Source organism: Bacillus sp. PS95, from assembly GCF_037963565.1.
Taxonomy (GTDB): domain Bacteria; phylum Bacillota; class Bacilli; order Bacillales; family Bacillaceae; genus Bacillus; species Bacillus subtilis.
Genome location: NZ_CP150160.1, coordinates 4,158,118 through 4,179,897, shown reverse-complemented (window position 1 = coordinate 4,179,897; position 21,780 = coordinate 4,158,118). Strand labels below are relative to the sequence as shown.

General features: G+C 42.6%; 24 protein-coding genes. 21 read left to right on the top strand and 3 right to left on the bottom strand.

The annotated features are described in order from the left end of the window. Positions 1–626 precede the first annotated feature (626 nt). The 8 genes from rpmH to noc all read left to right on the top strand — a co-directional run bounded on the left by rpmH (position 627) and on the right by noc (position 8,119). Positions 627–761: a 50S ribosomal protein L34 gene (gene rpmH / locus NSQ12_RS21720; RefSeq protein WP_003178075.1), complete on the top strand. Its 135-nt coding sequence runs from the start codon at positions 627–629 to the stop codon at positions 759–761. Positions 762–912: 151 nt separating this feature from the next. Beyond that, positions 913–1,263, top strand: a complete 351-nt coding sequence (gene rnpA, locus NSQ12_RS21715; protein ID WP_003242628.1) for a ribonuclease P protein component — start codon at positions 913–915, stop codon at positions 1,261–1,263. 144 nt (positions 1,264–1,407) lie between these two features. Then, positions 1,408–2,193: a YidC family membrane integrase SpoIIIJ gene (gene spoIIIJ, locus NSQ12_RS21710; RefSeq protein WP_085185268.1), complete on the top strand. Its 786-nt coding sequence runs from the start codon at positions 1,408–1,410 to the stop codon at positions 2,191–2,193. After that, positions 2,190–2,816, top strand: coding sequence for an RNA-binding cell elongation regulator Jag/EloR (gene jag, locus NSQ12_RS21705; protein ID WP_003243764.1), 627 nt, complete (start codon positions 2,190–2,192; stop codon positions 2,814–2,816). Before spoIIIJ ends, jag begins: the two co-directional genes overlap by 4 nt. A 310-nt stretch (positions 2,817–3,126) precedes the next feature. Continuing rightward, positions 3,127–4,506, top strand: coding sequence for a tRNA uridine-5-carboxymethylaminomethyl(34) synthesis GTPase MnmE (gene mnmE, locus NSQ12_RS21700; RefSeq protein WP_014478576.1), 1,380 nt, complete (start codon positions 3,127–3,129; stop codon positions 4,504–4,506). 20 nt (positions 4,507–4,526) lie between these two features. After that, on the top strand, positions 4,527–6,413 hold the full coding sequence (gene mnmG / locus NSQ12_RS21695) for a tRNA uridine-5-carboxymethylaminomethyl(34) synthesis enzyme MnmG (RefSeq protein WP_003226825.1): 1,887 nt from the start codon (positions 4,527–4,529) through the stop codon (positions 6,411–6,413). Between the two features lie 13 nt (positions 6,414–6,426). Next, the gene (gene rsmG / locus NSQ12_RS21690; protein ID WP_014481512.1) at positions 6,427–7,146 is read left to right on the top strand and encodes a 16S rRNA (guanine(527)-N(7))-methyltransferase RsmG; all 720 of its coding nucleotides are present in this window, start codon (positions 6,427–6,429) and stop codon (positions 7,144–7,146) included. 121 nt (positions 7,147–7,267) lie between these two features. Continuing rightward, positions 7,268–8,119, top strand: a complete 852-nt coding sequence (gene noc, locus NSQ12_RS21685) for a nucleoid occlusion protein (RefSeq protein WP_015250778.1) — start codon at positions 7,268–7,270, stop codon at positions 8,117–8,119. 50 nt (positions 8,120–8,169) lie between these two features. Here the strand turns inward: noc and NSQ12_RS21680 are convergent, their stop codons facing one another. Continuing rightward, positions 8,170–8,610, bottom strand: coding sequence for a PH domain-containing protein (locus tag NSQ12_RS21680; protein WP_080530024.1), 441 nt, complete (start codon positions 8,608–8,610; stop codon positions 8,170–8,172). 247 nt (positions 8,611–8,857) lie between these two features. Between NSQ12_RS21680 and soj the strand changes: the two genes are divergently transcribed. Both soj and spo0J read left to right on the top strand, forming a co-directional pair. Further along, the gene (soj, locus tag NSQ12_RS21675; RefSeq protein WP_003219244.1) at positions 8,858–9,619 is read left to right on the top strand and encodes a sporulation initiation inhibitor protein Soj; all 762 of its coding nucleotides are present in this window, start codon (positions 8,858–8,860) and stop codon (positions 9,617–9,619) included. Beyond that, on the top strand, positions 9,612–10,460 hold the full coding sequence (gene spo0J, locus NSQ12_RS21670) for a stage 0 sporulation protein Spo0J (protein ID WP_003226832.1): 849 nt from the start codon (positions 9,612–9,614) through the stop codon (positions 10,458–10,460). The genes soj and spo0J overlap by 8 nt, the downstream gene beginning before the upstream one ends. A 38-nt stretch (positions 10,461–10,498) precedes the next feature. Here spo0J and yyaC read toward each other — a convergent pair whose 3' ends face one another. Further along, a complete protein-coding gene (yyaC, locus tag NSQ12_RS21665) occupies positions 10,499–11,116 on the bottom strand; it encodes a spore protease YyaC (RefSeq protein ID WP_003243890.1) in 618 nt (205 codons plus the stop codon). Between the two features lie 465 nt (positions 11,117–11,581). On the opposite strand from yyaC, the gene NSQ12_RS21660 reads away from it, so the two are divergent. The 11 genes from NSQ12_RS21660 (at position 11,582) to NSQ12_RS21610 (ending at position 20,244) form a co-directional block, all read left to right on the top strand. Continuing rightward, a complete protein-coding gene (locus tag NSQ12_RS21660) occupies positions 11,582–12,598 on the top strand; it encodes a membrane protein (protein WP_010886647.1) in 1,017 nt (338 codons plus the stop codon). Between the two features lie 93 nt (positions 12,599–12,691). Continuing rightward, on the top strand, positions 12,692–12,898 hold the full coding sequence (locus NSQ12_RS21655) for a DUF951 family protein (RefSeq protein ID WP_003226838.1): 207 nt from the start codon (positions 12,692–12,694) through the stop codon (positions 12,896–12,898). Between the two features lie 50 nt (positions 12,899–12,948). Continuing rightward, positions 12,949–14,952: a molybdopterin-dependent oxidoreductase gene (locus NSQ12_RS21650; protein ID WP_339175624.1), complete on the top strand. Its 2,004-nt coding sequence runs from the start codon at positions 12,949–12,951 to the stop codon at positions 14,950–14,952. Between the two features lie 126 nt (positions 14,953–15,078). After that, positions 15,079–16,179 (top strand): redox-regulated ATPase YchF, encoded by a 1,101-nt coding sequence (gene ychF / locus NSQ12_RS21645; RefSeq protein ID WP_003242727.1) that lies wholly within the window; start codon positions 15,079–15,081, stop codon positions 16,177–16,179. Positions 16,180–16,289: 110 nt separating this feature from the next. Then, on the top strand, positions 16,290–16,577 hold the full coding sequence (gene rpsF, locus NSQ12_RS21640; RefSeq protein WP_003244064.1) for a 30S ribosomal protein S6: 288 nt from the start codon (positions 16,290–16,292) through the stop codon (positions 16,575–16,577). Between the two features lie 40 nt (positions 16,578–16,617). Then, positions 16,618–17,136: a single-stranded DNA-binding protein SsbA gene (gene ssbA / locus NSQ12_RS21635; RefSeq protein ID WP_003219228.1), complete on the top strand. Its 519-nt coding sequence runs from the start codon at positions 16,618–16,620 to the stop codon at positions 17,134–17,136. 43 nt (positions 17,137–17,179) lie between these two features. Next, the gene (rpsR, locus tag NSQ12_RS21630) at positions 17,180–17,419 is read left to right on the top strand and encodes a 30S ribosomal protein S18 (protein WP_003219224.1); all 240 of its coding nucleotides are present in this window, start codon (positions 17,180–17,182) and stop codon (positions 17,417–17,419) included. A gap of 64 nt (positions 17,420–17,483) precedes the next feature. Next, positions 17,484–18,242: an exodeoxyribonuclease III gene (gene xth / locus NSQ12_RS21625; protein ID WP_163130468.1), complete on the top strand. Its 759-nt coding sequence runs from the start codon at positions 17,484–17,486 to the stop codon at positions 18,240–18,242. Positions 18,243–18,300: 58 nt separating this feature from the next. Next, positions 18,301–19,236, top strand: a complete 936-nt coding sequence (gene ccpB / locus NSQ12_RS21620) for a transcriptional regulator CcpB (protein ID WP_088327380.1) — start codon at positions 18,301–18,303, stop codon at positions 19,234–19,236. 55 nt (positions 19,237–19,291) lie between these two features. Continuing rightward, positions 19,292–19,672 carry a VOC family protein gene (locus tag NSQ12_RS21615; RefSeq protein WP_144500413.1) on the top strand — a complete coding sequence of 127 codons (381 nt, stop codon included), beginning with the start codon at positions 19,292–19,294 and terminating at the stop codon, positions 19,670–19,672. A gap of 17 nt (positions 19,673–19,689) precedes the next feature. Next, positions 19,690–20,244, top strand: coding sequence for a sugar O-acetyltransferase (locus tag NSQ12_RS21610; RefSeq protein ID WP_033884396.1), 555 nt, complete (start codon positions 19,690–19,692; stop codon positions 20,242–20,244). Between the two features lie 33 nt (positions 20,245–20,277). On the opposite strand, the gene NSQ12_RS21605 is transcribed toward NSQ12_RS21610, so the two are convergent. After that, positions 20,278–21,633, bottom strand: a complete 1,356-nt coding sequence (locus NSQ12_RS21605) for an MFS transporter (protein WP_029318525.1) — start codon at positions 21,631–21,633, stop codon at positions 20,278–20,280. Between the last annotated feature and the right edge of the window lie 147 nt (positions 21,634–21,780).

The window sequence follows — 21,780 nt, the reverse complement described above, 5'->3', positions numbered from 1 at the left end:
CTTCCGGCACGTCCCTCCTTTTCTTAGAAAATGGCGTCTTTCTCTGTTATAGAACACAAAAAAAGAGCAAATGGCGCTTACCATTCGTACACATTAAATGTTGAAAACATATAATATAGTAGATAAATAGCTTTTCGACAAATTTCACAACTTGTGGACAACCTTCTACACAAGCTGTGTGAAATCAATCCACAACTTATCCACACTTTGTGGATAAAGAGGAAAGGTAGGATTAGTAATCAAGAGTTAAAACACAAATATAATACCAAAATAAACGAGAGCTTGCAATGGTTGTCACAATCTTATCCACAAAGCGGACAACCTGTTGAAAAAACCTTGTCCACAGAGGTTGGTAATGTGAAAATGTTGTCGATAACCTCTGTGGATACTAAAAAAAGCCGAAAAAGATATCCACATGCGTGATTTTAGGGGCAAATTGTTTGGATTTGTCTTTTTTCCGTAAAATTAAGGAATCTAAAAAATAAGGTTTCGAAAGTTGAAAAGGTATGGTATCCTATTATGGTTGCAAGAAATAAAAGCACTAGTGAAGTTGACAATGAATAGGTAACGCAAATATAATAAGTAAGACTGTCTTTAACAGCTATTCCTCGAGGGAGGTGTCATAAATGAAAAGAACATTCCAACCGAATAACCGTAAACGCAGCAAAGTTCATGGCTTCAGAAGCCGTATGAGTTCAAAAAACGGTCGTCTAGTTTTAGCACGCCGTCGCCGCAAAGGCAGAAAAGTATTATCAGCTTAGGCCACTGAATAATGTCAGTGGTCTTTTTTCACGTTATGGGAAAAGATAGATGTGATGCGTAATGAACCGGGGCATGCTTCCTGGTTCAGATGCATCTCATGTTCATAATAAATTTTAAAAGTTTCTGCCAGCCAGTATCGGAGTGAGTCATTTGAAGAAGCGAAATCGTTTAAAGAAAAATGAAGATTTTCAAAAAGTGTTTAAACATGGGACATCAGTTGCAAACCGCCAGTTTGTCTTATATACGCTTGATCAGCCTGAAAATGATGAACTGCGTGTCGGGCTTTCCGTCAGCAAAAAAATTGGCAATGCTGTGATGCGAAATCGGATCAAACGTTTGATTCGGCAGGCCTTTCTTGAAGAGAAAGAGAGACTGAAGGAAAAGGATTACATCATTATTGCCAGAAAACCGGCGAGCCAGCTGACATATGAGGAAACTAAAAAAAGTCTGCAGCATCTATTCAGAAAGTCTTCATTATATAAGAAATCTTCGTCAAAGTAGGCATCACCACTGCTTTCTTACAACTTTTAAAAGCGCTTCCTTTCTGGTTGATCAGAAAAAGACACCATTTAAAACTGAAAGATGCTAAAATACATACAAGTATGCTTTGCAATAAAAGAGTGTAAAGATTAATTATAGGAGGAAATGTTGTTGAAAAGGAGAATAGGGTTGCTATTAAGTATGGTTGGCGTATTCATGCTTTTGGCTGGATGCTCGAGTGTGAAAGAGCCGATCACTGCAGATAGTCCGCATTTCTGGGACAAGTACGTAGTATATCCATTGTCTGAGCTCATTACGTATGTAGCGAAATTGACGGGAGATAACTACGGGCTTTCAATAATTCTAGTTACCATTTTAATTCGTTTATTAATTTTACCGCTGATGATTAAGCAGCTGAGAAGTTCGAAAGCGATGCAGGCTTTACAGCCGGAAATGCAAAAGCTTAAAGAAAAATACAGCTCAAAGGATCAAAAAACGCAGCAAAAGCTTCAGCAGGAAACAATGGCTTTATTCCAAAAACATGGTGTCAATCCATTGGCGGGATGTTTCCCGATTTTGATCCAAATGCCGATTTTAATTGGATTCTATCATGCGATCATGAGAACACAGGCGATTTCAGAGCACAGCTTCTTATGGTTTGACTTAGGAGAAAAAGATCCTTACTATATTCTTCCTATCGTTGCTGGTGTTGCTACATTTGTTCAGCAAAAACTGATGATGGCGGGCAATGCGCAGCAAAATCCGCAAATGGCGATGATGCTTTGGATTATGCCAATTATGATTATCGTATTTGCGATCAACTTCCCGGCGGCTCTTTCTCTTTATTGGGTAGTCGGTAACTTGTTTATGATTGCGCAAACTTTCCTCATTAAAGGACCTGATATTAAAAAAAATCCTGAGCCGCAAAAAGTCGGAGGAAAGAAAAAGTGAGGAATGTGACTGCTGCAGGGCGAAATGTCGATGAAGCAGTACAGTCCGGATTGCAAGAGTTGGGATTAACGAAGGATAAGGTAGAAATTACTGTTATTGAAGAGGGAAACAAAGGGTTTCTCGGTATCTTCGGTAAAAAGCCTGCGATCGTAAAGCTGGTTGAAAAGATTGATCCGATTCAGCAAGCGAAGTTATATCTTCAAACGATTGCCGAAGCCATTGCCGGGAAGTCTGATGTGACTGTTCAAGAAAGCAAAAAGACAGTGAGATATCATATAACAGGTGAAAAGGCAGCATTGTTGATTGGGAAAAGAGGACAAACCTTAAACGCCCTTGAAACTTTGACACAGCTTGCCCTTAACCGTTATCCAGGCCAATATAAAAATGTGACGGTGGATGCAGAAAACTATCGTTTGAAAAGAAAAGAAACACTGAGCCAGCTGGCCATCAAGCTTGCTGACCAGGTTTTGAAAACGAAAAAATCCATCCAGCTTGAGCCCATGCCGTCCAGCGAAAGAAAAATTATTCACGATACTCTTTCTGGATATGCAAACCACCAGATCAAAACATATTCAATGGGTGAAGGCGAAAATCGTCATCTCGTTATTTCCCATAAAAGATAGCATAAAACCGAAGTCCGATAAAAATTGGATTTCGGTTTTTTTGTATCCGAAAAATCTACTTTTCCTAGTAATATCAAGGTTTTGCCGTTTAAGTTTTTTCTTTTTAGGTGTATCCTGTTGATAAAAAGGAAGTTCAGGAAATAAAATTAATTGTTATTCACATGTGGATAAGTTAAAGTAATAAGGGACGAATTTCTATTTCTGTGGATAACAAATCTTCCACTTCGAACCAAACTATGTTATCTTTTAGTTTTGGCATAATAAAAATTTTTTTATATAGATGAAGTATAAGTAAAGAGAGGTGAACAACATGGATACAATTGCGGCAATTTCCACACCGATGGGAGAAGGCGCGATTGCGATTGTACGGTTGAGCGGACCAGAAGCCATTCAAATCGCAGATAAAATTTATAAGGGACCGAAGGGGAAAACACTCAGCTCGGTCGAATCACATACGATTCATTATGGTCATATCGTAGACAGACCTTCGGATCGTGTCGTTGAGGAAGTAATGGTATCAGTGTTAAAAGCGCCGAGAACTTTTACACGAGAAGATGTCATCGAGATTAACTGTCACGGGGGAATTGTGACTGTGAACCAAGTGCTTCAGCTTGCATTGAGAGAGGGAGCGAGACTGGCAGAGCCTGGTGAATTTACGAAACGTGCGTTTTTAAACGGCCGAATCGATCTTTCACAGGCGGAAGCGGTTATGGACTTAATCAGAGCGAAAACGGACCGGGCAATGAACGTTGCTATGAATCAAATGGAAGGGCGTCTTTCTGCTTTGGTGCGCCGTTTGCGCAGTGAGATTTTAGAAACACTGGCCCATGTTGAGGTGAATATCGATTATCCGGAGTATGATGATGTAGAGGAAATGACGCATCAGATTTTAGTCGAAAAGGCAACCGCCGTGAAAAAGGAAATTGAGGCGTTGCTGAGGACTTCTGAGCAAGGAAAAATCTTGCGTGAAGGTCTTTCTACCGTCATTATTGGCCGGCCAAACGTAGGAAAATCATCTCTTCTGAACAGCCTCGTTCATGAGGCAAAAGCCATTGTAACCGATATTCCCGGAACGACGCGGGATGTGATTGAGGAATACGTGAATGTAAGGGGCGTCCCGCTTCGTCTGGTTGATACAGCAGGTATTCGTGAAACAGAGGATATTGTTGAGCGAATCGGTGTTGAACGTTCTCGCCAGGTCCTAAAGGAAGCGGACCTGATTTTACTTGTGCTTAATTATAGTGAAGAGCTTTCTGAAGAAGACGTGAAGCTTTTTGAAGCCGTTGAGGGCATGGATGTTATCGTGATTTTGAATAAGACTGACCTTGAGGCGAAGATTGACACTGAACGTGTCCGTGAGCTTGCCAATGGACGTCCAGTTGTTACGACATCTCTTTTAAAAGAGGAAGGCATCAATGATCTGGAAGAAGCGATTCAATCACTGTTCTACACGGGTGCCATTGAAAGCGGTGATCTGACTTATGTCAGCAACACACGTCACATCTCTATTTTACAGCAAGCAAAACGCGCCATTGAAGATGCGCTTAGCGGCATCGAACAGGATGTCCCGATCGACATGGTGCAAATTGACCTTACAAGATGCTGGGAGCTTTTAGGGGAAATCATTGGAGATTCTGTCCACGAAAGCTTAATTGATCAGCTCTTTTCTCAATTCTGTTTAGGAAAATAATTAAAGGAGGAACTAGAATCATGGGGTATGAAGCAGGCCAATACGATGTGATTGTGATTGGCGCCGGGCATGCCGGTGTTGAGGCTGCCCTCGCATCTGCACGCCAAGGCGCCAAAACGCTTGTCTTGACCATCAACCTAGATATGGTTGCATTTATGCCATGTAATCCGTCTGTCGGCGGCCCCGCAAAAGGGATTGTCGTCCGCGAAATTGACGCGCTCGGCGGAGAAATGGGAAGAAACATCGATAAAACACATATTCAAATGAGAATGCTGAATACAGGAAAAGGTCCTGCGGTTCGTGCATTGCGTGCGCAAGCAGACAAATTCCAATATCAGCACGAAATGAAAAATACGCTTGAAAAAGAACCAAACTTAACATTGCTGCAAGGAATTGTGGAGCGGCTGATCGTTGAAGACGGCGAATGCCGAGGCGTTATTACACAAACAGGCGCACATTATCGTGCGAAAGCAGTTGTCATGACGACAGGGACATATTTAAGAGGACGTATCATTCTTGGCGATCTGTCTTACTCAAGCGGCCCGAATAACCAGCAGCCTTCTATTAAGCTTTCTGAGCATTTGGAGGAACTCGGTTTTGACCTTGTTCGTTTTAAAACAGGTACGCCGCCTCGCGTTAAAAGCGACACGATTGATTACAGCAAAACGGAAATTCAGCCTGGTGACGATGTGCCTCGCGCTTTCTCATATGAAACAGTGGAATATATCACAGATCAGCTCCCTTGCTGGCTGACATATACAAGCCCTGAGACACATGAGATTATTGACAGCAACCTGCACCGTTCACCGATGTATTCAGGTATGATCAAAGGTACGGGCCCAAGATACTGCCCATCCATTGAAGACAAAGTTGTCCGTTTTAATGATAAACCGCGTCACCAAATCTTCCTTGAGCCGGAAGGCAGAAATACACAGGAAGTCTATGTCCAAGGTTTATCTACAAGTCTTCCAGAAGACGTACAGCAAAGAATGCTTGCAACGATTCCTGGACTTGAAAACGTGCAAATGATGAGAGCCGGCTATGCGATCGAGTATGATGCAATCGTACCGACACAGCTATGGCCGACACTTGAAACCAAAAAAATCACAAACCTTTATACTGCAGGCCAAATTAACGGAACATCCGGTTATGAAGAAGCTGCGGGACAAGGGATTATGGCGGGAATCAATGCAGGACGAAAAGCGCTTGGAAAAGAAGAAGTAATTCTAAGCCGTTCTGACGCCTATATTGGTGTTCTGATTGATGACCTTGTGACAAAAGGTACCAATGAGCCATATCGTCTTTTGACATCACGTGCGGAATACAGATTGCTGCTTCGCCATGACAATGCTGATTTGCGTCTGACAGAAATCGGACATCGCATTGGATTGATTTCTGATGAGCGCTATGCGGCTTTTGAGAAGAAAAAAGCGGCGATCGAGGCGGAGAAAAAACGTCTTCATTCTGTAATTATCAAGCCGTCTCCGGAAAATCAAGAATATATCCGATCTCTTGGCGGAAGCGAATTGAAAGATGGAGTTCGCGGCACAGACTTGATGAAACGTCCTGAAATGAACTATGAAACAGTCACAAAACTGGCGCCGCCAGAAGTGCCGGTTCCTCAAGACGTGGCAGAACAAGTAGAAATCCAAGTGAAATATGAAGGATATATTGAAAAATCTCTTCAGCAAGTGGAAAAACTGAAGAAGATGGAAAATAAAAAAATTCCAGACCGAATTGATTATGACGCAATTAAGGGGATTGCGACCGAGGCGCGTCAAAAACTGAAAAATGTACGGCCTTTGTCTGTTGCCCAAGCTTCCCGCATTTCCGGTGTAAACCCGGCGGACATTTCAATTCTATTGGTGTATTTAGAGCAGGGACGCATTGCGAAGATAGCCGAATAGAAAGGATGACGGCATGAATATTGAAGAATTTACTTCTGGTTTGGCGGAAAAAGGGATCTCCCTTTCTCCCCGTCAGCTAGAGCAATTTGAGCTGTATTACGACATGCTGGTTGAATGGAACGAAAAAATCAATCTGACTTCAATAACAGAGAAAAAAGAAGTGTATTTAAAGCATTTTTATGATTCCATTACAGCTGCTTTTTATGTCGACTTCAATCAGGTGAACACGATTTGTGATGTCGGAGCGGGAGCGGGTTTTCCAAGTCTGCCGATAAAAATATGCTTTCCGCACCTCAATGTCACAATCGTAGATTCACTGAATAAACGGATCACGTTTTTAGAAAAGCTATCTGAGGCTTTGCAATTGGAGAATACAACATACTGCCATGACAGAGCTGAAACGTTCGGGCAACGGAAAGACGTGCGTGAAAGCTATGATATTGTGACAGCGCGAGCAGTTGCGAGATTATCTGTTTTGAGTGAGCTTTGCTTGCCTCTGGTGAAGAAAAACGGTTTATTTGTTGCTTTAAAAGCCGCATCAGCTGAAGAAGAACTGAATGCAGGCAAAAAAGCAATCACGACGCTTGGAGGAGAACTTGAGAATATCCATTCTTTTAAGCTGCCTATTGAAGAAAGCGATCGTAATATTATGGTGATACGCAAAATAAAAAATACACCTAAGAAGTATCCAAGAAAACCGGGAACTCCTAATAAATCGCCAATTGAAGGGTAATTTAGACAGCCTGATATGACAATACCATCATATTTTCATCAAAATTGATGGATGTACAGCAGGAAAAACCATGAGAAAATAGAATTATAAAAATGGCAGTTTTTAAAGGTGGTGTAGGTACATGAAGCATTCATTCTCTCGTTTCTTCGGGCTTGGTGAGAAGGAACAGGAGCCGGAGATTGCTGAACATGATACAAACAAAGAAGAGATTCTGGAAATACCGGTAAATGCTATCGTTCCCAACCGTTTTCAGCCACGCACCATTTTCTCAGATGAAAAAATCAAAGAGTTAGCAATGACCATTCATACACACGGCATTATTCAGCCGATTGTTGTTAGGCATACAGAAGAAGAAGGCCAATACGAACTCATTGCAGGTGAAAGACGCTGGAGAGCGGTGCAATCGCTTGAGTGGGAAAAGATTCCGGCAATTATTAAGGATTTTTCCGACACGGAAACCGCTTCTGTGGCGTTAATCGAAAACTTGCAGCGGGAAGAACTGTCTTCTATTGAGGAAGCGCATGCTTATGCTAGGCTGCTTGAGCTGCATGATTTAACACAGGAGGCACTCGCACAGCGCTTAGGAAAAGGGCAGTCTACAATCGCGAATAAGCTTCGGTTATTAAAGCTGCCTCAGCCGGTCCAAGAGGCAATTATGGAGAAGAAAATCACCGAGCGCCATGCCAGAGCACTGATTCCGCTGAAACAGCCTGAGCTCCAAGTCACACTGCTCACAGAGATTATTGAGAAAAGTTTAAATGTAAAGCAGACGGAAGACCGCGTGGTGAAAATGCTGGAGCAAGGCAAGAGAAAGCCAAAGCCGAGACGCAAAGCATTCAGCAGAGATACAAGAATTGCGATGAACACGATTCGCCAGTCACTATCAATGGTGGAAGACAGCGGTGTAAAATTGAATACGGAAGAAGAAGAATTTGAAGAATATATTCAATTAACGATTCGCATACCAAAATAGAAGCTCTCCTGAAAAGCAGGAGAGCTTTTTATATTTTAAATAAAAGGTAATCACTTACTTTTAGTGAATATTATTATATTAGAATTCTTTTCTTTGAGCTTGGGGATAAATTCTTCAGATTTTTGCGGTGAAATCACTGCATGTCCCCATCCCCCCTGATAATATATTGTGATGGCATGGCGAGAGCCGATCAGACGAAAACCGGACCACAGTTTCTTTTTTTGAACGACTTTATCGATGTTTTCATAAGGAATTTGATGTTTGATCAATCCGGCTTTAATGATCAGATGGTGTTCCTTCAATACATATTTTAGGTCAATAAAGCTCCAAATGATGAGTCCATTTAAAAGAGTCAGCAGAATAAAAATGATCCAGCCGGAAACTCTCATATTTCCCAGCACAAAAGGAACAATAGCATCTGCTTGTATCAGTAATATGAGAAACACAATCATCAGCGTAACGGGTACATCTCTCTTCGTTTGATAAATCATTTTCTCACCATCCTGTTTCCACGTTCTGTACTGTGACTTCTTCTTTTTTTCTTTAAGAAATTCCTTTTTTAAGTCAAAAAAACATAGAAATTGCAGAATTTATAAGAGAAAGCATAAAGCGTGCTTGAATTTTCAATTATTTCCCTTCTGATTCGGAACAAAATGATGAAAAAAATGAAACGCTTTAATCTTTTTTTGATAGAATAGAAGCAAGATAGTACATGTTCATGTGAAAGTAGGTGACATCGTGGGAAAAATCATAGCAATTACGAACCAAAAAGGCGGGGTCGGCAAAACAACGACGTCTGTCAACCTTGGGGCATGTTTGGCTTACATAGGGAAAAGGGTTCTGCTGGTAGATATTGATCCGCAGGGAAATGCGACAAGCGGATTAGGGATTGAAAAAGCCGATGTAGAGCAGTGTGTGTACGATATTTTAGTAGATGATGCAGATGTAATAGATATTATTAAAGCAACGACAGTAGAGAACTTGGATGTGATTCCTGCGACGATTCAGCTTGCAGGGGCTGAGATCGAGCTGGTTCCTACAATATCAAGAGAAGTGAGATTGAAGAGAGCGCTTGAAGCAGTAAAGCAAAATTATGATTATATTATCATTGATTGTCCGCCGTCATTGGGCTTGCTGACGATTAATGCCCTTACTGCCTCGGATTCCGTTGTGATTCCTGTACAGTGCGAATATTATGCCTTGGAGGGTCTCAGCCAGTTATTAAATACAGTACGTCTTGTGCAAAAGCATTTGAATACTGATTTAATGATTGAAGGTGTATTGCTGACAATGCTTGATGCCCGGACAAACCTTGGTATTCAAGTGATTGAAGAGGTTAAAAAGTATTTTAGGGATAAAGTATATAAGACAGTTATTCCGCGTAATGTCCGTCTGAGTGAGGCACCGAGTCACGGAAAACCCATCATTTTATACGATCCGCGGTCAAGAGGTGCGGAAGTATATTTAGATTTAGCAAAGGAAGTGGCTGCGAATGGCTAAAGGCCTTGGAAAAGGGATTAATGCGTTATTTAATCAGGTAGATTTGTCTGAAGAGACAGTTGAAGAAATTAAAATTGCCGATTTACGCCCTAATCCTTATCAGCCAAGAAAACACTTTGATGACGAGGCATTAGCTGAACTAAAAGAATCTGTGTTGCAGCATGGCATTCTTCAGCCGCTTATCGTCAGAAAATCTTTAAAAGGCTATGATATTGTTGCGGGTGAACGGCGTTTTCGAGCGGCAAAGCTGGCAGGTTTAGATACAGTTCCGGCCATTGTCCGTGAATTATCAGAGGCGTTAATGAGGGAAATTGCTTTATTAGAAAACCTTCAGCGTGAAGATTTATCTCCGCTTGAAGAGGCTCAGGCATATGACTCCTTGTTGAAACACTTAGATCTCACACAAGAGCAGCTTGCCAAACGTCTTGGGAAAAGCAGGCCGCATATTGCGAATCATTTAAGACTGCTGACACTGCCAGAAAATATTCAACAGCTTATTGCCGAAGGCACGCTTTCTATGGGACATGGACGCACGCTTCTTGGCTTAAAAAACAAAAATAAGCTTGAACCGCTGGTACAAAAAGTGATTGCGGAGCAGCTCAATGTTCGCCAGCTTGAGCAGCTGATTCAGCAGTTGAATCAGAATGTTCCACGTGAAACAAAGAAAAAAGAACCTGTGAAAGATGCGGTTCTAAAAGAACGAGAATCCTATCTCCAAAATTATTTTGGAACAACAGTTAATATTAAAAGACAGAAGAAAAAAGGCAAAATCGAAATTGAATTTTTCTCTAATGAAGACCTTGACCGGATTTTAGAGCTTTTGTCTGAACGAGAATCATAAATGAAAAAACCATCTTTCAAACGAAGATGGTTTTTATTTTATATGCGCCCAGTGAGCCTTTGCAACGGGTTAAGGCGTTCTTGCCTCCACTCTGTCCGATCTGTTAAACTCAAACCTTCCGCTAAAACATTTGCCATATTCATGACCAAGTTGAGTCTAGTATTTTGCAATACAAAATATTCCATAAAACCGCTCACATTCACGATTCCGTTAATATGAAGATCTCCCACTTCAGGAAGGTCTTTTTGTACACCGGCGCCGGGCTTTAATGGCCCGTCCCCGATTTGAAATGAACCCACACTCTTAACGCGGCCTAAGCATGCATCGACTGCTATAACAAATGGGTTTTTATGTAATTTATGAATGTCATTGATTTTATCCTTCATGTTCACAGCATGGACGGGGTCAGATAAGGTTCCGTAGACATGGAATCTGGTGAGCTGCATCTGTTTGAGTTTCATTCCTACGAGCGGGCCTAATGAGTCACCGGTTGAACGGTCTGTTCCGATACAAACCACAACAATTGGTTTGCCGGCAGCTTTACGTAAGGATGAAGAAAGAATGGTTTGGATTTGTTTTGCCGCTGCAGCATCTGTATGTGAAACATATTGCTTTACTCGTTCCTGAGAGGAAAAAAGCCCGCCTTTTCGATTCATGGGTTTCACTTCCTTGTTATAGTAGGTAACAGAATTGCTATGGTGTGTGTAGTTATGTAAGGTTGTTTACAGTATATCCAGCAGTATGATTTTTTATGCTTTGTGTATGGCACCCCGGAGATTTTAAAAAAGTAGAGGGCATGATATGAATGGTTAGTGGGCGATTACAAGTATTGTCCCCCATTGCCTCGATCATGATCAAGCAATGGTCTGCTTATGAAACACTTGAATAGGTAGGAATGGTTATAAAAAAAGTGAAGAGTGAAGTGCACTTCTTCATTCCGCGCGGACAAACAAATAAATATCTCTTTTTAGACTGCCGTATTAGCAGTCTTTTTTTATGTGTATTTCGTATGATAATTTCACCTTGTATTTAAATGTCTATGAAAATATGGCATGTTTGCTTTCTTTTATTTATATAGTAACAATAACGGGAACAAGCTGAACTTTGTCTATGAGGTGATAGTGTTGTGGAGAGCCGGAATGAAGTGGATGCTGCTCATATTAGGGAGCCTGATCGGGGCCGGATATGCGAGCGGTCAGGAGATATGGCAGTTTTTTGGGGCGGAAAGCGGACTTGCTATTGTGCTGTTTACAATCATGTTCATTTTCTCGTCTTATATTGTGATGAAAATCAGTTTTAAGGTTCAATCCACTCATTTTCTGCCGGTTCTGGAGCATTTAATGGGGCCATGGCTGGCGAAAATTTATGATGTCCTCATCATTTTTTATTTGTTTTCGACGACTATGGTGATGATTGCCGGAGGCGGTGTGACCCTGCAAATGTACAAGCTTCCTTTCTGGTGGGGAATCACGCTGATTTGCATCGTGACAGTGTGTTTGTTTTTGTGGGATGTGAAAGGAATATTATCTATAAATAGTATTTTGATTCCTGTGTTAGTAGCGGGGCTTTTATATGCGCTGATCTCCTTTCAGAGCACACATCACCATACGTGGACGATTGATTTGTCCCAGCAGTATAACTGGCCTGCGAGCATTACGTTTACCTCTTTAAACATCCTTTCAGTTGTTGCGATTTTATCCTCTGTTGGGAAAGAGATGAAAGGGCTCGGAGAAGCAAAAATCGCAAGTGTGGCAAGCGGTCTTATTTTTGGCGTGATCTCATTTGTTTATAATGAAACGTTGGTGGAGCTGGCGGGCTCCCTTTCTCAGTTTGAAATACCGCTGTTTGCCGTTCTGGAGGGTGCGCCTTATTTCCTTTTTTTATGTATGACGGCGGTGCTGTGCCTGGCGATTTACACGACGACGGTAGCTGGTTTGCTGGGGCTGTCCAGCCGGCTGATGGCGTTTATTCATATGCCAAGATGGATGATTGTGTTGATTTTGTTAGTGTTAATGGTACCTTTTACTTCTTTCGGATTTTCTGATTTGATCGCGTTCTTGTATCCGATATATGGGATGCTCAATTTGTATTTGTTAGTTTGTCTGCTCTTATATCCTATTTTGAGTAAATGGAAATAAGAGGATGTATTTCTTTTCGGGTATCTTGATTGCTCTTATGATCAGTTTTTTTGTACAATAGATACAGCAGTTTAGGAAAAGAGGTGAAGGGTCTTGGCGGATAAAGACTTTGGCCTGAATGATATCGTAGAAATGAAAAAACCGCATCCATGCGGAGCGAACAGCTGGAAAATTATACGCATGGGAATGGATATTCGAATTAAGTGTGAGGGATGCTCTCACAGTGTTATGATTCCGAGAAGAGAATTTGAAAGAAAACTAAAAAAAGTACTAGTAAAGCATGAGGAGCCTACTTCATAAATAGGCCGACACTCATGCTTTTTCATATAGAAGGTAAGGAGAAGACGGCGATGAGCAAAGTGCATCAGTCGGCATGTCCGCTGAATTGTTGGGACAGCTGCGGCTTTTTGGTGACTGTTGATGATGGAAAGGTAACAAAAGTGGACGGAGATCCAAACCATCCGATTACGGAAGGTAAAATCTGCGGCCGCGGCAGAATGCTTGAGACAAAAACAAATTCCCCTGATCGGCTTCGCTATCCAATGAAAAAACAAAATGGCGAGTTTGTGCGGATTTCTTGGGAGCAGGCACTTGATGAAATTGCCGATAAACTTCGGGAAATCAAGGAAACGTCGGAGACGACTGCTGTTTTGCACAGCCATGATTATGCGAATAACGGTCTGTTAAAAGCGCTTGATCAGCGTTTTTTTAATGGATATGGAGGCGTGACTGAAATCGTCGGAAGCATATGCTGGGGCTCCGGCATCGAGGCGCAAAGCTGGGATTTTGGCCGTTCGTACGGTCACGGCCCGCTTGATATTTACAACAGCAAGCATGTTGTTGTGTGGGGAAGAAATGTATCCAGAACAAATATGCACTTATACCATCACTTGCAGCAGGTGAAAAAGAAGGGCGCCACGATTACGGTGATTGATCCGATCTTCAACCCGACTGCTAAGCTTGCTGACCGCTATATCTCTGTAAAGCCTGGAATGGACGGCTGGCTTGCGGCAGCCGTTTTGAAGGTTCTGATTGAGACGGGAAGAACGGATGAAACGTTTATTTCTGAGCATTCTGTCGGTTTTGATGATGTGAAAGAGCTTTTGAAAACTGTTTCTCTGGAAGAGTTTATTGTGAAAACAGAAACTTCTATGGAGGAGCTGGAGTATCTGGCCGGTTTGTATGCTGATGGTCCGGTGTCTACTTTTATGGGGCTTGGCATGCAGCGATATAAAAACGGCGGGGGAACGATTCGTTGGATTGATGCACTCGTTGCGGCAAGCGGAAATGTCGGAATTAAGGGCGGCGGCGCGAATTTCGGAAATGTCCAGATTGGCGAGAGCTTTGCAAAAACAAAGCTGACGTTGCCGGAATTAAAAACAACATCCCGTTCTTTTTCAATGATGACACAGGCTGAAGAAGTGTTGACCGCTGCTGATCCTGCGATTGCGATGATTATTGTGACGTGCGGAAATCCGCTGACTCAGGTGCCGAATACAAATAAGGTGAGACAAGCTTTTGAAAAGATTCCAATGACGGTCGCGATTGATTCCATTATGACGGATACCGCAAAGCTGTGTGATTATGTTTTGCCGACTGCCACTGTTTTTGAAGAAGAAGATATCTACTATTCCAGTATGTATCATCATTATGTTCAGTACGGGAAGAAGCTTGTGGAGCCGCAGGGTGAAGCGAAATCGGACAGCTGGATCTGGTCAGAGCTTGCAAAACGTCTTGGGTTTGGCGAGCTGTTTGAATACAGCACTCAAGAGTTTTTAGAGATGGGGCTTTCCTCATTGGAAGCAGAGGATGTGACACTTGAGCGTTTAAAAGAAAAAGGTCACCTCCCTCTTCCAGTAAAACAGGTGCCGTGGGATGATTATCAGTTTTTGACGCCGAGTGGAAAATTTGAATTTACTTCGTCGCTAGCTGAGCAAAAAGGATTTAGCGGCTCGCTTCAATTAAATGTGCCCGAAGAATCTGTTTTCCATAATGAGGAGTTAGCTGAAAAGTACCCTTATACGCTGTTATCCATTCATCCGCAGCGTTCCAACCATTCACAGCATGTGCCGTTTATTGAAAAGCTTCAGCACGTTCAGGTCGATATTTCTCCAGATATAGCTGCTGAGCAGAATCTTCAGGATGGAGACGAGGTTGTCATCTTTAATGACCGCGGACGCTTGAAGGGCAAGGTGAAAGTGATGAAGCAGGCTCATGCGAAGACGATTAATATAGATGAAGGCATGTGGGCGGCTTTTGGAGGGTCAGTCAATGCACTGACAAATGATACAAATTCTGATAATGGAATGGGAAGTACGCTTTTTGACTGTTTAGTAGGCTTGAAAAAAGCATAATCAAAGGGATTGGCAGGCTGAAAATGCTTTTTTGTCAGCTTGTCTTTTCCAGTGAACCTCCTTATAATTGCTCTAGGTTCAAAATACGTTCATACAATGACGGTTTTATATAGAGGAGATGAAAGAATGGCTTTAACAGCTGGAATTGTTGGTTTGCCGAACGTCGGAAAATCAACACTATTTAACGCAATTACACAGGCCGGTGCCGAATCAGCCAACTACCCGTTCTGTACAATTGATCCGAACGTGGGAATTGTAGAGGTACCGGATGATCGTCTGCAAAAGCTGACTGAGCTGGTCAACCCGAAGAAGACTGTGCCGACTGCTTTTGAATTCACTGATATTGCAGGGATTGTAAAGGGCGCATCTAAAGGAGAAGGACTCGGCAACAAGTTCCTATCTCATATTCGCCAAGTTGACGCGATTTGCCACGTTGTCCGTGCTTTTTCCGATGACAACATTACACACGTTTCCGGAAAGGTTGATCCGATTGATGACATTGAAACGATCAACCTTGAGCTGATCCTCGCTGATATGGAAACGGTTGAAAAGCGGATTACACGCGTCAGCAAGCTTGCGAAGCAAAAAGATAAAGACGCTGTATTTGAGTTTGAGATTTTATCTAAACTGAAAGAAGCGTTTGAGAGTGAAAAGCCTGCTCGATCTGTAGAATTCACTGAAGAGCAGCAAAAGCTTGTGAAGCAGCTCCATTTACTGACTTCGAAGCCTATTTTGTACGTGGCCAACGTAAGTGAAGATGAAGTTGCTGATCCATCTGGCAATGAAAATGTAGCGAAGATTCGCGAGTACGCTGCCGGCGAAAATGCAGAAGTTATCGTTGTATGTGCAAAAATCGAATCTGAAATCGCTGAGCTTGAAGGCGAAGAAAAGCAAATGTTCTTGGAAGAGCTGGGCATTCAAGAATCAGGTCTTGATCAGCTGATCAAAGCGTCTTACTCTCTTCTAGGCCTCGCAACATATTTCACAGCCGGAGAACAGGAAGTCAGAGCTTGGACATTCAAAAAAGGCATGAAAGCCCCTGAGTGTGCAGGAATTATTCATAGTGACTTTGAGCGGGGCTTCATTCGTGCTGAGACAGTTGCTTATGAGGATCTTCTTGCGGGCGGCGGTATGGCAGGAGCTAAAGAGGCAGGAAAAGTCCGCCTTGAAGGGAAAGAATATGTGGTCCAAGACGGAGATGTTATTCATTTCCGATTTAATGTATAGGATGCAGTTGTAAAGGGACAAGAGCTTTGGTATAATATAAAATTGTGAGTAATAGAATTATTGCTCCTTGCCCATTATGGGCCGCTTAGTCCAAAAGGAGGTGCAAACAGATGAGAAAGTACGAAGTTATGTACATTATCCGCCCAAACATTGACGAAGAGTCTAAAAAAGCAGTTATCGAGCGTTTCAACAACGTTCTGACTTCTAACGGTGCGGAGATCACTGGAACAAAGGATTGGGGTAAACGTCGTCTTGCTTACGAAATCAACGATTTCCGCGACGGTTTCTACCAAATCGTAAACGTTCAATCTGACGCTGCGGCAGTTCAAGAATTTGACCGTCTAGCTAAGATCAGTGACGATATCATTCGCCACATTGTTGTTAAAGAAGAAGAATAAGCAATTTTGAAATATATAATGGTAAAAGGTGGTCTTTCTTATGCTTAACCGAGTTGTATTAGTCGGAAGACTGACAAAAGACCCAGAGCTTCGTTATACGCCAAACGGTGCGGCTGTTGCTACGTTTACTCTTGCTGTGAATCGTACATTTACGAACCAGTCCGGAGAACGTGAGGCCGATTTCATTAATTGTGTCACTTGGAGAAGACAAGCCGAAAACGTTGCAAACTTCTTGAAAAAAGGAAGCCTTGCAGGCGTAGATGGCCGTTTACAAACAAGAAACTATGAAAACCAGCAAGGACAGCGTGTCTTCGTGACAGAGGTCCAAGCTGAAAGTGTTCAATTTCTTGAGCCGAAAAACGGCGGCGGTTCTGGTTCAGGTGGATACAACGAAGGAAACAGCGGCGGAGGCCAGTACTTTGGCGGAGGCCAAAATGATAATCCATTTGGGGGAAATCAAAACAACCAGAGACGCAATCAGGGGAACAGCTTTAATGATGACCCATTTGCCAACGACGGCAAACCGATTGACATCTCGGATGATGATCTTCCATTCTAATGTGATTATCACCTAAAATGAAAAAGAAAGGAGGGAAATGACAATGGCAGGAGGACGCAGAGGCGGTCGTGCGAAACGCCGTAAAGTGTGTTATTTCACTTCTAACGGTATCACGCACATCGACTACAAAGATGTAGATCTTCTTAAAAAGTTTGTTTCTGAGCGCGGTAAAATTTTACCACGTCGTGTAACTGGAACAAACGCTAAATACCAACGTAAATTGACTGCAGCGATCAAACGCGCACGTCAAATGGCTTTACTTCCATACGTAAGCGGTGAGTAAGCTGATACGTAAAGAGCAAGGACCTTCGGGTTCTTGCTCTTTTTTATAGGGGGGAGGATGAAACATGAAGTTGATTTCATGGAATGTAAACGGCCTGCGGGCTGTGATGAGAAAAATGGATTTCCTCTCTTATTTGAAAGAAGAGGATGCAGATATTATATGTCTTCAGGAAACGAAGATACAGGACGGCCAGGTTGATCTCCAGCCTGAAGGCTATCATGTGTACTGGAATTATGCAGTGAAAAAAGGATATTCCGGCACAGCTGTTTTTTCTAAGCAAGAACCGCTGCAGGTCATCTACGGTATCGGAGTAGAAGAGCATGACCAAGAAGGCAGAGTGATTACGCTGGAATTTGAAAACGTGTTTGTGATGACTGTTTACACGCCCAATTCCAGAAGGGGATTAGATCGGATTGATTACCGCATGCAATGGGAAGAGGCTTTATTGTCTTATATTCTTGAATTGGATCAGAAAAAACCAGTGATTTTATGCGGTGATTTGAATGTAGCCCATCAGGAGATTGATTTGAAAAATCCAAAGGCGAACCGGAATAACGCTGGATTTTCAGATCAAGAAAGAGGGGCATTCACTCGTTTCTTAGAAGCTGGCTTTGTTGATTCTTTTCGTCATGTTTATCCTGATCTTGAAGGCGCTTATTCCTGGTGGTCGTATCGTGCCGGCGCCCGGGACAGAAATATTGGGTGGCGGATTGATTATTTTGTTGTTTCTGAAAGCCTTAAGGAACAGATTGAAGATGCCAGCATATCAGCGGATGTCATGGGTTCCGACCATTGTCCTGTTGAACTTATCATCAATATATGATGAGATAGCAGTAAGGATTTTACACTTACTGCTTTTTTTATATGAAAAGGAGAAAGAGATGGCAAATATAAAAGAGATCGCAAGACTGGCAAATGTATCTGTTTCGACTGTCTCGCGTGTATTGAATCACCATCCTTATGTATCTGAAGAAAAGAGAAAGCTTGTTCATCAAGTCATGAAGGAATTGGATTATACGCCAAATCGAACCGCAATCGATCTCATTCGCGGGAAAACCCATACGGTCGGTGTGATTCTGCCTTATAGCGATCATCCCTGCTTTGATAAAATCGTTAACGGAATCACCAAGGCGGCTTTTCAGTATGAGTATGCAACGACCCTTCTCCCCACCAATTATAACCCCGATATTGAAATCAAATATTTAGAGCTGTTAAGAACGAAGAAAATAGACGGTCTCATCATTACTTCCCGCGCCAATCATTGGGACAGCATTTTAGCTTATCAGGAATATGGGCCGATCATCGCTTGTGAGGATACCGGAGACATTGATGTTCCTTGTGCTTTTAATGACAGAAAAACTGCTTATGCAGAGAGCTTTCGCTATTTAAAGAGCCGCGGGCATGAGAATATTGCTTTTACGTGTGTCAGAGAAGCTGATAGGAGCCCGAGCACGGCTGATAAAGCTGCGGCCTATAAAGCTGTCTGCGGAAGGTTGGAAGACCGCCATATGCTGTCCGGATGTAACGATATGAATGATGGTGAGCTGGCAGCTGAACATTTTTATATGAGCGGGCGGGTTCCAACTGCTATTTATGCAAATAGTGATGAAGTGGCAGCTGGAATTCATCTATTTGCCAAAAAGAATAATTGGGATGTTGAAATCATAGGCGAGGGGAATACTTCTATCAGCCGTGTTCTTGGTTTTCCGTCGCTTGATTTGAACCTTGAGCAGCTCGGCATCGCAGCATTTTCTCTATTTTTGCAGGATGAACCCGCTGATATCAAAATTCAGCATAAATTTAAGAAAAAAGCTTGAACTGAAATGCATTTCATACCTTATAACTTCATTGAAGGCGAAGGAGGAGGAAGAAATGCATATTGAACATACAGCGGTCTGGGTCAATGATTTAGAGCGAATGAAATCTTTTTATGAAACGTATTTTAATGGCGAAGCGAATGATTTGTATCATAATGAGAAAAAAGATTTTAAGTCTTATTTTATTACGTTTGATTCCGGAGCAAGGCTGGAGATTATGAAAAAAGGGAATGTGACCGATCCGCCCTCACAAACAATGACAGGCTGGGCACATATTGCCTTTTCCGTTGGAAGCCGGGAGAAAGTTGATGAACTGACTGATCGATTGAAGGCGGATGGTTTCGCAGTAGTAAACGGCCCGAGGACAACAGGAGACGGCTACTATGAAAGTGTGATTGAGGATGATGAAGGAAATTTGATCGAGATTACAATCTGACATCTGGAGTGACTTACATGCTGAGGACAGAAAAAGAAAAAATGGCAGCCGGAGAATTATACAATTCGGAAGATCAACAACTATTACTAGAACGCAAACATGCGAGACAGCTGATTAGACAATACAACGAAACACCGGAAGATGATGCAGTGCGGACGAAGCTTTTGAAGGAGCTGCTCGGTTCGGTTGGGGATCAAGTCACGATTTTGCCGACATTCCGCTGTGATTATGGCTATCACATTCATATCGGAGATCATACATTTGTTAATTTTGACTGTGTCATTTTAGATGTGTGTGAGGTGCGTATCGGCCGTCATTGTTTGATTGCGCCAGGTGTACATATCTACACGGCCGGTCACCCTCTTGATCCGATCGAAAGGAAATCCGGGAAGGAGTTCGGTAAGCCTGTGACAATTGGAGATCAAGTTTGGATTGGAGGCCGGGCGGTGATTAACCCGGGAGTGACAATCGGTGATAACGCAGTGATTGCTTCTGGATCTGTTGTCACTAAGGATGTACCCGCTAATACTGTTGTAGGCGGAAACCCCGCAAGGATTTTGAAGCAATTGTAATGAGATCAGTGCGGCAGATCCGCACTGACTTTTTTAAATCTGTTTTGCATTCGTATTAGGACCGAAGAAGATTAACAGCAAGGAGCATGCGAGCCAGCAGCCCCCAATAAATAAGAAGACGCTGATATAGCCGAGCTGAACGGCAATAAATCCAACAAGCAATGAGCCAAAAATGTTTGAAAAACGGCCAAGACCATAGGCTAAACCGCTGCCAGACGAGCGGTATTCAGTCGGATAAGGTTCAGATGTATAGGCGTATAAGTTCGAGGTAAAGACCCGTTCTGTGATATTCACGATAAAACCAAATACAATGATCATGATGGGAATAAAAGTCATACCATATAAGAGCCCGGCGATGGCCGTCAGAAACGCACTCGCAGCTAAAATCCATTTTCTTTGAAATCTTTCGGAAATCATGGAGCCGAGCAGTGCACCAAGCGGAGCGCCGACGGAATGCAATACGTTATACCACAATGTATTTTCCATGGTGACGCCATTGCTTTTTAGCAGACTTGGAACCCATGAGGCAAATCCGTAAAACCCAAACGTTTCAAAAATCCATACAGCAGATAATACGATGGTGATTTTGAGGTTTCTGCCTTTCAATAAGCCGGCATAACCTGCATTCTGCTTAACAGTTTCGCTTACTTTAGGCTGGGATGCTGCTGGAAGCGGGCCTTTCTCCTTTTCAACCTGTGCCTCAATTCGGTTGAGGATCGCATCGGCTTTCGCATATTCCCCGCGATTTTCGTGCCAGCGAGGCGACTCTTCCAGCCGTCGAATAAAGAAAAAATAAATAAGGCCGACGGCACCCCATACAAATACTAGCCTCCATCCCCATGAACCAAGAGGAATGACAAAGGCAGACACAATGTTGGTGATCGGCACCCCGATCAATCCAATCATGGCACAAAAAGAAATATATTTTCCACGTACACTTGAAGGGAAAAATTCCGCCAAATAGCTATTCGTAATGACCATGGCGGCTGCAACGCCAAATCCGGTGAGAAAACGGAATGTCATTAAAGATGGAATGTCCCATGCCGCAGCATTGCATAGCGATGCGATTGAGAAAACAAAGACAAATAGATTTAAGGCTTTTTTGCGGCCGATTCGATCGGACAGCCGTCCGCCCAGTGAAGCGCCTAAAAACATGCCTAAAAACGAAGCAGCCGTTACGTTAGCAATAGTTGAAAGCGGGATGCCCCAATGCTCGATCAGTGCCGGCGCTACATTGCTGAGGGTAAATAAATCTGCGAGATCAAAGAAATAAACAATGCCGAGAGCGGTTAACACTTGGAAATGAACGCGTGAAATCGGAAGGCGGTCTAAACGATTCGCTGCGTTTGAGAAAGGATGTGTATTCTTTTGTTTGAAGATCGTATTCATAAAAAACCCCCTTTTGAGTAGTAAGAAAAGACTGAAAATTCCCCTCTTGGGACTATTATAAGTATCTTGGTTCATTGGCAACAGAGTTCAAATCACTAGATGGAAGAACTAAATTCACACTTTATATTTTAATTTTGCTTGAAAGAT

Coding starts and splice junctions, on each gene's coding strand:
- ccpB (WP_088327380.1), top strand. CDS start 18,301: ATGGCAAATATAAAAGAGATCGCAAGACTGGCAAATGTATCTGTTTCG.
- noc (WP_015250778.1), top strand. CDS start 7,268: ATGAAGCATTCATTCTCTCGTTTCTTCGGGCTTGGTGAGAAGGAACAG.
- rsmG (WP_014481512.1), top strand. CDS start 6,427: ATGAATATTGAAGAATTTACTTCTGGTTTGGCGGAAAAAGGGATCTCC.
- xth (WP_163130468.1), top strand. CDS start 17,484: ATGAAGTTGATTTCATGGAATGTAAACGGCCTGCGGGCTGTGATGAGA.
- mnmG (WP_003226825.1), top strand. CDS start 4,527: ATGGGGTATGAAGCAGGCCAATACGATGTGATTGTGATTGGCGCCGGG.
- rpsF (WP_003244064.1), top strand. CDS start 16,290: ATGAGAAAGTACGAAGTTATGTACATTATCCGCCCAAACATTGACGAA.
- spoIIIJ (WP_085185268.1), top strand. CDS start 1,408: ATGTTGTTGAAAAGGAGAATAGGGTTGCTATTAAGTATGGTTGGCGTA.
- mnmE (WP_014478576.1), top strand. CDS start 3,127: ATGGATACAATTGCGGCAATTTCCACACCGATGGGAGAAGGCGCGATT.
- NSQ12_RS21680 (WP_080530024.1), bottom strand. CDS start 8,610: ATGATTTATCAAACGAAGAGAGATGTACCCGTTACGCTGATGATTGTG.
- rpmH (WP_003178075.1), top strand. CDS start 627: ATGAAAAGAACATTCCAACCGAATAACCGTAAACGCAGCAAAGTTCAT.
- NSQ12_RS21605 (WP_029318525.1), bottom strand. CDS start 21,633: ATGAATACGATCTTCAAACAAAAGAATACACATCCTTTCTCAAACGCA.
- ychF (WP_003242727.1), top strand. CDS start 15,079: ATGGCTTTAACAGCTGGAATTGTTGGTTTGCCGAACGTCGGAAAATCA.
- NSQ12_RS21610 (WP_033884396.1), top strand. CDS start 19,690: ATGCTGAGGACAGAAAAAGAAAAAATGGCAGCCGGAGAATTATACAAT.
- spo0J (WP_003226832.1), top strand. CDS start 9,612: ATGGCTAAAGGCCTTGGAAAAGGGATTAATGCGTTATTTAATCAGGTA.
- NSQ12_RS21615 (WP_144500413.1), top strand. CDS start 19,292: ATGCATATTGAACATACAGCGGTCTGGGTCAATGATTTAGAGCGAATG.
- NSQ12_RS21650 (WP_339175624.1), top strand. CDS start 12,949: ATGAGCAAAGTGCATCAGTCGGCATGTCCGCTGAATTGTTGGGACAGC.
- yyaC (WP_003243890.1), bottom strand. CDS start 11,116: ATGAATCGAAAAGGCGGGCTTTTTTCCTCTCAGGAACGAGTAAAGCAA.
- ssbA (WP_003219228.1), top strand. CDS start 16,618: ATGCTTAACCGAGTTGTATTAGTCGGAAGACTGACAAAAGACCCAGAG.
- rpsR (WP_003219224.1), top strand. CDS start 17,180: ATGGCAGGAGGACGCAGAGGCGGTCGTGCGAAACGCCGTAAAGTGTGT.